This window comes from Nostoc sp. NMS4, assembly GCF_017115095.1.
Lineage (GTDB): Bacteria > Cyanobacteriota > Cyanobacteriia > Cyanobacteriales > Nostocaceae > Nostoc.
On record NZ_JABXKI010000248.1, the window covers coordinates 18029 to 31029 of the forward strand.

The following is a 13001-nucleotide window of genomic DNA, read 5'->3' on the forward strand; positions in this document are numbered from 1 at the left end:
AGGAAGTCAATTAGAAAAAGCTTGTTTGAGAATTTATGCAGCTTTCAATTCTGGCTCGGTTTGATGGGTTTCAGCATATATTAAAAGGTCACTTGTAAATTCTGTGAAAACTGTAAATAAGTTCTCAACCAATTCCAAAGCTTCTTGTCGAGCTTCTTCTGATAGTTGAATATCTTGTAAAAATTGCTCTATTCCAGATGTACCTGTTATGTGACCAGTTTCAACATTCAGATGAAAATCGGCAAAATATCGGCATGGCTTTTGGGTAATGGCTTTAATCTCTTTACCAACCTCTGCCGCCGTTGAAAACATTATGTTTCCCGTCGCCTCGATAACTTCAATAATTATGAGTTTCTGAATAGGAGTAGCGTTTGAAGTATATCGATATAGCTGATAGTTTAACCAGCGAGCATTCTTAGTTTCTTCACTCCAAAGAAATTTTAATGCGTCACTAAATTTCAATGATTTGTCAAGTTCTAGGTTCTTCAAATCTTCCAAAAACCACAGCCAATGATGGTCATCTTCATAAGTATGCTTGTTAATTAGTGCCTGAATGGGATCGTTTGTTGGTTCTACTCGCAAAAAATACTTATTCAGTTCTCCAAAATTCATGATAAAGTGGGCGGCGCATGGTGCCCAAGCTAACCTCTGTTTGGGATTTATACTTTTGTTTTGCATAAAATTAAACAAGGGAAGTTGAGCATATTCTTGTTTTTTTTGTTCAATCAATGCTAGTATTTGTTGCATTTTTAATGGTACCGATTCTCAATGTTGAATATTAGAGCAAAAATAATTTTTCTACTTTGTTGTAGAAAGGATAATCTGCCCCACCTTTGGTTGTTAAATTCCCAAAATTTGTTTGATATTCACTAGCTCAAAATCGGGAGCATCTCAATGAGTGTAGAAAGCTCTTTAAACCTCACCCCAACCCTCTCCTTAGTAAGGAGAGGGAGCATAAATCTTGTTTCCCCCCAAAGCATCGGGGGGACTAAGGGGGGTCGATTTAAGGTGTATTTGCAAAACTGAGATGCTCCCCTCAAAACCCACTATTTGAATAGCAAATAATGCGTAACTTGTGATATTGCAATACGGTTTAGTTAAGGATAATTGCTCTTTGAAGACGTGATAAATCGCCTTTCTAGATCGGAGTTTTAGGCTTATCTAAACTGTATTACGTTATATCCTATTGAGGCTAACGCTAAATTGTAACCAGCTAATTTACTGTTATTTTTTTACTTGAATTCCAGTATTGCTATGTAATAAATGTAAATTTTACTTAGGTATGCTTGTTAAGAAATGGTCTTAATATGAGCGTTTCCTTGCCCAGAAAAACCAAATCGGTTAGTTAAGCGTTCTAACGTAGCTAAAATTTGAAAGCAGACTCGTATATACTTGCAAAGGTTTTTAGATTTGTTACAGCTAAAAATAGTATCAATAATTACCTAGTATTCTCTAGTGCCACTGTAAACTTAGCAATACGCCCAAATTCTTCTAGTCCAATATTGCAAATGTACTTGGGCATCAGACCAAGAAAATGTACCAGGAGTAATAGAATATACTAAGTAATGTCGGCTATAAACTCCTGGTTATAGGTTGCGATCGCTTTTTTCTTGATGTTATAGTATTGCATAGGCATTGCTTCATAAAAAAATACTGTATTACCTACCAAATAACATTTACATCGTACTGGGAAATTAAAGGATCTAGAGTCATAATGGATAGATTTTCTAGTTGGCTTTGGGCAACCAGTATGCGGTCAAATGGATCTTTATGATGAATTGGGAGATGATAAACTCTAACAGCGTGACTTATATGTATTGGTAAGCCTTCAATAGAATTAATCAACAATTGCTCAGAAATAAACTGCTCTGGATTTTTTGGCAAAAGTAACTTACCTAGCTGGGCTTTAGTGGCTATTTCCCAAGCACTAGCTGCACTGAAAAATAACTCATTGTTGCGATGCTGATAGTTGCCTTAACCATAGATGATAAACGAGAATTATCAGTGATCCACCAAAGAAAAGTATGGGTGTCAAAAAGTAATCTCATCCTTCAAAGCTAGCTAGTATATCATCAGGTAAAGGGGCATCAAAATCTGGAGAAATTGTGATTAATCCTTTAGCACTTCCTGGTATTCGCTGGGGAGGATTTTGATTAACAGGTACTAAACGGGCAATTGCTATTCCGTCTTGAGTAATTGTAATTTCTTCGCCCCGACTCACCCGATTCAAAAGTTCAGAAAAAGCAACTTCTGCTTCTTGAATATTAATGTTTGTAGTCATAGCAAAGCTTCTCCTGTATTATTGATTTCTATTCTACAGAGGAGCAGACAACTAACCTATAAATCCTCACGAATGCTCCTCTAATATCAATGTAGATTCAGCAGTACGCCCAAATTCTTCTGGTGCATATTGCAAATGTACTTCCGCACCAGGCCAAGAAAATGTCCCAGGAGTCACAGAACGGACTAAGTAATGGAGGCTATAAACTCCTGGTTCCAGATGGTCAGAATAGGCGATAATGCGATCGCGGTACACATTCTTAAACCCAAGTTCCCAGCTATCGGCTTTTGCTTGTAATGCAGCTGTGGTAGTTTGAAAACTTGCATCCACCGGCTCAAAACCCGATGGTAACGGATCTTTTATCACCACATGATCCACAGGATGATCGGTGATGATCTCTAAACCAATATCAAACACCTGTCCAGAGGCTAAAGTCAAGGGTTTATCGAAAGCATAAAGACCTGTTTTTTGTAAAACTTTCTCTTCATTTACTTGACTAATTTCTCGTGTTATGCGTAGACCATTAAATCTACCAGGTTGATTTCCCTGCAAGCGATAATTATAAGCAACCAGATAGTGCAAAGTGCCATTACCTGATTTTTGCAGCGTTAAATCATTACGACCACGAGGTAATTTATTCATCGGCACATTTAGCTGTAAACTAGGATTTTGATAGCCTTCAAAGCGATTTTCTCCTAACTTATTACCAGCTAATTGCACAGTAGCAACAAAATTAGGTGGTGTGGGTTGCAGTTGGCTATATTCTACCAAAGCTGTTAAAGCTTGAGCATTATTATAGTTAGTTTGCCATGTGCCATCCCGTCGTAATGCCAGAAGACTTTGGAATAACTTATCTATAACTTCGGGTTTACTTTGTTTGGCAATAAATAAGCGTAAAGCTTCCGCCTGCGTCGCAGTAGATGAACTCATCCATCCCCAGCTAGTTGGTAGACTTACAACTGCTGTGCGACCAGTTTCATAGATATTCTGTTGCAGCTTATTCACTAATTGTTGAGATTCGTCTTGCCATTCTGGGAATTGAGATAAGTATCGCACTAGTTTAATTTGAGTTACTAAATCAAAGTTATTGCGTTGTTCATAAATATCTCCAAGAAAGGTATTGCGCTTTTCCCCAATTTGTGCCAGTGCGATTAAAGCATTAAGTTGCAGTTGTCTTTTGCACAGTTGTTGTTTGCAAAAATCGTATTCTCCAGGATTCGCCAGAACTTTTTGCAAATAAGCTTTCAGGCGAGACACCATTGCAGAATCGACTAAATTAGGAAACACCTGACTAGCTTTAGCTAAAGATTCACCCGTATAGGAAGAAACCCAAGGGTCAGATTTTTCTTGTCCGGGGAAAGCAGCAAAACCACCATCGGCTATTTGGAGTTTTTGTAATTTTTCAATTGCTTGATTTGCCTGTTGGCTAGGATTAAATTCTGTAAATTTCTGACCATATTTTTGGGCAATAGTTTGCAGATTAGCCGCAATGATTAATTGACTCGCCGCCGGTTCTGTAAACGGTAAATCATCATCTTCTAAAACCTGCTTGGCTGGTGCTTGAATCTCCGTTATCAAAGTACTCGCCAACTGAATATCTAAACCTCCCGCATCAGGGAAGGTATTTTTATCGACATTCAGGGGAATCTTCACCTGTTTATCAGTGACACCAGTTTCAACGACTTGTTCAGTAATTTCAATTGGCTTAATTTCCAAAGGTACTTCAAAAGCATCTGCGGCTGTACCATTTAGCTGAGTGGTAAACCGAACTTTACCAGTTCCCACACTATCCGCTAGCATGGGAAAGCGATAAGCGTGAGTTGCGGATTCAGCTTTGGTTTGCAAAGAATTAGTTGTGGGGTTTTTGTCAGCAAACTTCACCGTACCGCTAAGTTCGCCATTTATTGAGAGATTTCCTGTATTCCCGGTGTTGTTAGTTACAGATAAACCAGCGAGGATGCGATCGCCTGGACGGGCAAATTGTGGCAAAATAGCATTAGTTAGCAGTGGCTTGGTGGTGATAAACGTCGCGTCCCCATTGCCGAAACGCAGATTTCCATCGGTGGCCACAGCCATCACCCGCCATGTAGTTAAGTCATCCGGTAATTTAAAGGTTATCTGTGCATTCCCATTTGCATCGCTGAGAACAGAACCGTTGTAGTAAGCTAAAGCTTGAAAATCAGTGCGAGTGCGAGTATTTGCTGCACCAGTTGAGAAACCACCGCCATAACCCCAACCTTTGGGTTTAGCTACATCTTGTGCTTGTAATATTACATCCGCACGATTATCGTTAAAGCGGGTAGATATTAGCTGTTCTGCATAAACTGTATCCACCAAATCTGGTGGACGATAACCAGAAAGTTGTAACACCGCTTCATTTACCACCATGACTGTAAACTGTCCTTTGGTGGGATTTCCTTGATTGTCTTTTAGTTCTAGTTGTACCGTTTCCTCTGCACCAGGTTCTAATGATGCTTGCACTGGCTTAACTTGCAGTTTTAAATACTTATCTTGTAAGTTAACTTTAAAAGGTGTAAAACCAATCTTCACCAAGTTATCTAAACTTCCCGCTTCTACCTGGCTTATGGGTTTACCTTGTCTGACTAAGACAGCTTCAATAGCTGCATTTGGCAGCATTTCTGGCGTAACTTGAAACTGAATTTGTGGTGCGCCTCCCTGAACTTTGATAATTTGCTGATAAAGGGGTTTGTCTTTAATCACAGCAAAATACAATTCTGCATCTGGATAAGGAGATTGAATTAGTGCAGTAGCAGTGTCGCCTGGTTTAAACTCTTTTTTATCTAATTTAACTTCTAAGACATCTTTTTCTTTAGAACCCCAAAATACAGAATTTCCTCCAGTTGCCCAAATTTGTAAATCTGTGGCACTTAATTCGTTTTTGGCATCGCTAAAATTAACTCTAATCCGGTATGAAGCAGATTCAGGTGCTGTCAAACTTACCGATTGGGGATTACTAGCAGATGTAATTTCTGCTTGTCCGACTGTTTTATATTCAACTTGATTTTTTGGAGTTCGGCTACCTTCAACTAATTGTGTAACGCTGCTGTATTTTATCTGTTGTAATTCCAGATGTACTCGTTGACCTGTTATTGGTTTTCCTGTAGGGTCAGTCACAATTACTTCAATGGAAAAAGCTTTACCCGCATCAGCGATGAAATTACTTTTTACTCCGATAAGGCGATTACTTGGTAAGGCTGTAAAAGTTTTGGAATTCGCTACAGACAGATTAGAAACATCTGCAACTTGCACATCTACTTGATAAGTCATGGGATATGGTAAATCATTTGCCACATTCACAGTTTGACTACTTTTACCATTAGCATCTAGCTGGGCATTACTTTGCAATACATCACTAGATATAGTAGGGCTTTCCTCTGGCCAAAACCATTGACGACCAAAAGTAAATTCGTCCCAACCTTTAGGGACAAAATTAGCCTGTTGGCGAGTAATAAAATATTTTGCTTCTCCACCTTCTACAGGCGCACCAAACAAATAATTGCTTGTGGCATTAATATTAACTTTCTCGTCAATGTATGCGAATTCTTTATCTAAGTTGAGTTCGACTTTAAAATTCGGTGGTTTAAACTCAGCTACCCGAAATTCTCCAGAAATTTCTTGTCCATTCTTACCCTTAGCCTGGATTGTATAGTAGCCTAAGCGCTGAGTAGCTTTGATTGGTAATTCTAGAGAAAACGTACCAAATTCGTTTGTAGTTTGCGTACCTAAGCTAGTCTTTTGTCCATCGGGATTTGCCAGAGTTAATTGGTAAACAGCATTTTTATCTTGCTGAATTGCACCATTTTGTAAGAAGTCCGCGAAACCAGTCAACCAAGCTTTTTCACCTGGTTGATACAACTGTCTATCGGAGAAAATTACCCCGCGTGATTCTGGTTTAGCATCTTGCCAACCTGCATCAATCCCATATCCATAAACACCGCTATATTCTTCCGTTCTAGCGAATGCCCAATCTTGATTTTCACGGGCAATTACTAATAACTGTGGTGATTTACTAGAGCTTTCATTCCCAGAATAACATTGCTGTAATCCTTGATTAACAATTCTAAAAATTCCATTTTCATCAGTTTTACCCGTTGCACAAGATACTGCTTCGGGGCGAGATTTTGCTTGTAATTTTGATTGATAAATTTCTATAGCAGCCGCTTTAACTGGCGAACCATCTGTAAGATGATTGACGTGAATTAAACCTGACTCAGGAAACCACTGAGTAAATACGCCCAAATTCGTCAATTCAACTAAGCCATAAGTCGTAGGTTCACGCCACAGTTCTTTACCATTATCCTGATATTTATTAGTGCGGGCTTGCACTCCGTAAGCTAACATCCCCGTCGCTGCACTTAGTTTTTCCCGCAGAGGAACAGCAATATCAACTGATTGATTTTTCTTACCCGAAACCTGAAAGCTTTGCCAATCAGAAGGTTGTGGTAATAAATCACTACCATTATTAAAATAAACTAAATCTGTCGGCTTAACTACTCGATAAGCTGCCTTATATTTGGATTCTGGCAAATTTCCCGTACTAATATTTAGCTGTAAATCTTTATCTGTGGGGAAAATATTCAAATCTGATGGCACCCAGATATCCCCGGCTAAATCTCCAGTATCATATTTAAGGGTGATAGGTTTACCCAAAGTCTGCCCAAACTTATCTTTGAGATTTTCGCCAATAGTAATTGTATAACTCTTGGCTGGTTCTAGCGCATAAGGATTGATGCCAATAATTTTATCTTGCTCGTTTATTTGAATAATTCTCGAAATAGCTTTTGGTGCTGGATTAATGGTAATATTCTCTTTAGCTGAATCTGCTAATAAAACGTTATTAAATTCTAGCTGGGGACTACCTTTAAGAAATCTTCCAAATGTTCCCCCTGAATCTGGCTGTCCGTAAAAGTTAATTTGCTGAAATGCCAAAGGCGAATAAGTTACTAACTTACTAACAAATTCTTTTGCTGTAGTTAGATTGCCATAAGCTGGACGTATGCCTGGAGAAAATACCAGGCGATAATTGGTTGCTTTTTCGAGATTTTGTTGGGGGATGAGGTTATAAATCCAATTGCGTGCTGAAGGATCAAATTTTTCTAAAGGGTCTTCTTCATTTTTTACTGGTTTTTCTTCTTTGTTTAATTCAACTTTAAAACTAGTACCTTTATTTTTACCTTCGGGAATTAACTGTAAATGTTCTTGTACAGAAGCTAAATCCAATTCAACATTGGAAGTAAATTGTAAGTTCTGTTGTAAATCAATTGGCTCAATTTCAGCTTTTTCAATAGGATTAACACCGGGTAAATTAGTCAGGTTGATAGATTCGGTGTTGAAAGTCCAAGGTAAATCTTTGTCTAGGCGATGATTTTTTAAATCGGCTAATCCTGCTTTGAGAGTGACTTGAAATCTTGTCGCTATTGGTAATGCTTTATCAGCTTGAAATCCCACCATGCGCGGTGTTAAAAAACGAAATTGACCGGGTAAAGGCGGCCAAAGGACAAATTTTTCTAATATTTTTTGCTGTTCTGGACTATCAAGAGTTTCAACTGGGATTAAAGCTTCTTTAAAACGGATGCGGATTTGGTTGAGGGGTTTTGCATCTCCAATGGGACTAATTTGTTCAATCCAGTCTGGTAATTTTGGTGGGGTGAGTGGGGATACTGCTGGGAGTTGTTCTTTAGTTGAGTTGATACTAAAAAAATTACACCCCGTCATCGCTAGTGTAAATGTAAATATAAGAAGAAACTGTATTATTGTTCTCTTCCGCCTTGAAGAACGGCGAATTTTTTTTAATGAACCGCCAAGAATGCGAAGAACGCGATAGGTTATTTTATGCTGGAAACGCAGTAAAACTCTGATCATCATCTTTCTAGTAATTAAAAATAAAAAATTTACAAACTATAGCAAATAAGAATTTGCATTCTCTCATAGAGTGGACAATGCCAAGACTAATACTAGTTATTTTTACACAAGTTTTGGGATGTAACGTATGTTTATTTACATAAATAACTAATCTAGTGTAATTGTTCCAAAAATTACTACAATTCTTAACCATAAAGCAATACGCTTGGGTTAAGGACAAGACTTACCCAAAATTAAGAAAAAACAAACCACAAAGGGCGCAAAGGACACAAAGTAATAAGAGTTTCAGAGAGTTTTTGGCGCTAACCCAAGCGTATTGAACTATAAAGAAGTATTTAAATTTCGCAAACATTAATTTATCTCTGCTAAGTTATGACAAATGAATTATTAAGGATTTGAAATATTTACTGATGTAGATGTAATCGCTGCGTCAAGATTAAGGTAGGTTTTCTTGGACAGGGGATTCCCTGATGAAACTAATTTTACGATCGCTACTCCAACTTAAGCACACTAGCAAAGTTATCCTGGCTGTGCTGCTAATCTGCCTGATTATACGCTTACTCCCTTATTTTGCGCCAGTTCGTGCCGCAGATATTGCCCAAAATCAGTTGGCAATGCAATTTAGCGATCGCAATGGTTTACCATTAGGAACATTGCTCACCCGTGACCAAGAGCATACATCAGTAGTACCACTAAATCAGGTTTCGCCCCAGTTTATCCAGGCGATTTTAGCCGCCGAAGATGGCAGTTTTTATCATCATGGGGCATTGGATATGAAAGCTGTTATCCGCGCCAGCAAAGAAGCCATCCATACAAAACGAATTGTTTCCGGCGCTTCCACAATTACTATGCAGTTGGCGCGGATGTTAGATCCTGTCCCTCGTAGCTTCTCTGGTAAACTGAGTGAAATTTGGCTATCTTGGCGGTTAGCAGCCGGGATGAACAAAGATGAAATTCTGGCTGCATATATCAATCGCTTGCCAATGGGAGGGAATATATATGGTGTGGAAGCAGCCGCACGGACTTATTTTTCCATCCCAGCGAGTGAGTTGAATCTTGCTCAAGCTAGTTTGTTGGCTGCTATTCCCAATAATCCCACATACTTCAATCCTTACGAACATTGGGAACGGCTGAAGCAGCGACAAAAATACGTCCTGAATCGAATGATACAGGAAAAGTATATTAGTGGAGCGATGCCTACGGCGGCAAGCTACGCAGCCCGAACACATACTGAAAAAGTTGTGTTTCAATCTCGCCAAGGGGGAATTATCGCCGCACCACACTTTTTATTTTGGTTAGCCAATCAGTTTGATAAGACACAAACAGAACAAAATTCCCCGATTCGCACAACTATAAATCGCCCTTTACAGCAGTTTGTCGAAGCACAGGTACAGCAGGTAATTTCTTCTCTCGCCGCCAACAATGTCCATGATGCAGCTGCATTGGTAATTGATAACCGCACTGGTGAAGTTTTGGCTTATGTTGGTTCACCTGATTACTTTAATCAAGCCAAACTAGGACGCAATGATGGAGTGCAAGCATTACGTCAACCAGGTTCTACCCTCAAGCCTTTTGTCTATGAATTAGCTTTAGAAAAAGGTTTAATTCGCCCAAATACCATTTTGGCAGATGTACCCGCCCATTATGCAATTCCCGGCGCGAAACTTTATAGCCCCACAGATTACACCGAAAGATTTCTTGGCCCTGTGCGGGTGCGAATCGCTTTAGCAAATTCTTTAAATGTACCCGCAGTCAGGGTGTTAGAAAAAGTCGGCGTGGAAACTTTCTTAGAACGACTGCATCAACTCGGATTTGAACACCTAAATCAAACCCCAGAACATTATGGTTTGGGTTTAACTTTAGGTAGTGGCGAAGTTAGTCTTTGGGAATTAGCCCGTGCTTATCTGACCATAGCACGACTTGGAGATGCTACCCCAATAGTCAGCACATTTTCCGATTCCCCAATTCCAAATCCTACGACTGAGAAAAGTCAAAGTCCCAAATCAGTAAACCAAAATTCGACGACAATATGGCAATTAATCACCAACATACTTAGTGACAGCCATGCTCGTGCAACAGCATTTGGGGTAGACTCGGTGTTACATTTACCCTTTCCGGCTGCTGTTAAAACTGGCACTTCTTCCAATTTTCGGGATACTTGGACAGTTGGCTTTACCACAGATTACACCGTCGCTACTTGGGTAGGCAATTTCAACGGTGAACCAATGCGACAGGTTTCAGGTGTGACAGGGGCTGCACCTTTATGGAATCGAATTATGTTGCATCTGCACGAACATCAAGAACCAGCAGGTTTTCCATCTCCAGAAGGTTTAGTGCAATTACCTATTTGTGCAATTTCGGGGTTACGACCAACACCAGATTGTACCTCAGTAGTTCAGGAATATTTCTATCCTGAAGATAAAAGTAATTACGAAGGTGAAAATAAATTTAATTTGCCACCAGAGTATGATGAATGGTTGGCGAAACAACAGCAATCAAATTTTACTTCTACTAATTTGAGAATTTTATCTCCGCATCATGGCGATTTATTCTTAGTGTATCCAGGTGAAGAAGCAAAGCAAAAACTCGAATTTAAGTTAGCGGGAAATAAATCTGCGCCTGTGGAGTGGTGGTTAAATGGTGAAAAGTTAGATACAAACTCAGCTAATTCTTTATTTTGGAATTTGCATCCTGGTAAGTGGACTTTGGAAGCAAGAAGTAGGGAAATGAGCGACAAGGTAAGTTTTCAGGTAGAGTTAGCTAATATTAAACCCACACGTCGAGGATTTTCTATTAGTAATTCTCAGGTAAAAGGGAATCGCCCATAGGCAATGAACGCTTGCTAGCCGGAGGGCATGGATTAGAGAAGGCAGGACTTACCTGCCTTATTCTGTTAAACAGTTTGATGAGCTAACTATTGCATATCATGTTGACAAAGCCATTGCAAAATGATGTCAAATGTATGACCACAAAATAGAATATCGCAATCCTAAATTGTTTGTGAAAAATTAGATCCCCGACTTCTCGAAGGATGCTGCTGGCGAATAGGGGGTAAGACCCCTCGATTGAACGATAAAACAAGGCTTTTGGAAGGCGATCGCATTATTAATATTGCGTCGTAAACCCTATAAAATCGTGGGTGTGAGGGGTGATATCCCTGAATCGCCAGCAGTGTCCTTCGAGAAGTCGGGGATCTGGACACCACACATTTTCACAAATCAAGTTTTCGTATGTTTGCCAACTGATACCCGATAGGTGGATGATTTTTGTGGGTTGAAGCAGTGTGTTGCTAGTCATAGCGATATGTGATGTAGGTTCTCGCTGTATAATAGCTATTCTTATTCTGACTGTACTTTAAGCTGAATCTTCTTTAAAGGTTGGTATCTGGTTGCTACAGTCGCGGTGAAAAATACTAAGCTGGTAAATAGCACGTTAAAACTTTAGCGGAAATTTAGAATCGCATTCATCGGCGGTTTAGAATTTTCCATTGGCGAAATACCTGTAATTACATTATGTTTGATGCATTATCTGACCGTTTAGAATCCGCCTGGAAAAAACTGCGGGGACAGGACAAAATTTCTCAATCCAACATTCAAGATGCATTGCGCGAAGTGCGCCGCGCCTTGTTGGAAGCAGATGTGAATCTCCAGGTAGTCAAAGATTTTATTAGCGAAGTCGAAGCCAAAGCACAGGGAGCCGAGGTGATTACCGGCGTGCGACCTGACCAACAGTTCATCAAAATTGTTCACGATGAACTGGTGCAGGTGATGGGAGATGAAAATGTTCCGATCGCAGAAGCCACAGAACAGCCGACTATTATTCTGATGGCTGGGTTGCAAGGTACTGGGAAAACCACAGCTACCGCCAAGTTAGCCTTACATCTGAGAAAATTAGAGCGTAGCTGTTTGTTGGTGGCGACAGACGTATATCGCCCAGCCGCGATCGACCAGCTATTAACATTGGGTAAGCAAATTGACGTACCAGTATTTGAATTAGGAAGCGATGCCGATCCAGTAGAAATCGCCCGACAAGGTGTAGAACGCGCTAGGGCAGAAGGTGTAAACACAGTAATTATTGATACTGCTGGCCGTCTGCAAATTGACGAAGATATGATGGCGGAATTAGCCCGGATCAAAGCAACTGTCCAACCACATGAAACTCTGTTGGTGGTGGATGCGATGACTGGTCAAGAGGCAGCTAATCTTACCCGCACTTTTCATGAGCAAATCGGAATTACTGGGGCGATTCTCACCAAAATGGATGGTGATAGCCGTGGTGGTGCGGCGCTTTCGGTGCGAAAGATTTCGGGAGCGCCGATTAAATTTGTGGGTGTGGGTGAGAAAGTCGAGGCACTGCAACCCTTTTATCCCGATCGCATGGCATCGCGGATTTTGGGTATGGGTGATGTGCTAACCCTGGTAGAAAAAGCTCAAGAAGAGTTTGACTTAGCAGACGCTGAGAAGATGCAGGAGAAAATTTTGTCAGCAAAGTTTGACTTTACTGACTTTCTTAAGCAGTTGCGGATGCTGAAGAACATGGGTTCTCTGGGAGGCTTAATCAAGATGATTCCAGGGATGAACAAGCTTTCAGACGATCAACTCAAACAGGGAGAAACCCAGTTAAAGCGTTGTGAGGCGATGATTAACTCCATGACTCGCCAAGAACGCCATGACCCCGATTTATTAGCCAGTTCTCCCAGTCGGCGGCGGCGGATTGCTGGTGGCTCCGGTTATAGAGAGTCCGATGTAACTAAACTGGTGGGTGATTTCCAAAAAATGCGATCGCTCATGCAGCAAATGGGTCAAGGTGGCTTCCCTGGAATGCCGGGAATGTTCGG

Annotated in this window: 6 protein-coding genes; 2 read left to right on the forward strand and 4 right to left on the reverse strand. The window is 40.3% G+C overall.

The window, feature by feature from the left end; translation table 11 throughout:
- Positions 1-33: 33 nt before the first annotated feature.
- The 4 genes from HWQ37_RS22285 to HWQ37_RS22300 all read right to left on the reverse strand — a co-directional run bounded on the left by HWQ37_RS22285 (position 34) and on the right by HWQ37_RS22300 (position 8017).
- On the reverse strand, positions 34-747 hold the full coding sequence (locus tag HWQ37_RS22285; protein WP_292750941.1) for a hypothetical protein: 714 nt from the start codon (positions 745-747) through the stop codon (positions 34-36).
- A 915-nt stretch (positions 748-1662) separates the two neighbouring features.
- Positions 1663-1917: a type II toxin-antitoxin system VapC family toxin gene (locus tag HWQ37_RS22290; RefSeq protein WP_292750948.1), complete on the reverse strand. Its 255-nt coding sequence runs from the start codon at positions 1915-1917 to the stop codon at positions 1663-1665.
- 127 nt (positions 1918-2044) lie between these two features.
- Positions 2045-2281: a type II toxin-antitoxin system Phd/YefM family antitoxin gene (locus tag HWQ37_RS22295; protein ID WP_292750942.1), complete on the reverse strand. Its 237-nt coding sequence runs from the start codon at positions 2279-2281 to the stop codon at positions 2045-2047.
- 66 nt (positions 2282-2347) lie between these two features.
- Entirely contained in the window at positions 2348-8017 is a 5670-nt protein-coding gene (locus tag HWQ37_RS22300; protein WP_292750943.1) for an alpha-2-macroglobulin family protein, read from the reverse strand.
- A 617-nt stretch (positions 8018-8634) separates the two neighbouring features.
- Here HWQ37_RS22300 and pbpC point away from each other — a divergent pair.
- Positions 8635-10992, forward strand: a complete 2358-nt coding sequence (gene pbpC / locus HWQ37_RS22305) for a penicillin-binding protein 1C (protein ID WP_292750945.1) — start codon at positions 8635-8637, stop codon at positions 10990-10992.
- Positions 10993-11676: 684 nt separating this feature from the next.
- Positions 11677-13001 (forward strand): signal recognition particle protein (ffh, locus tag HWQ37_RS22310; RefSeq protein ID WP_292750947.1); only part of this gene is annotated, 1325 nt, incomplete at its 3' end.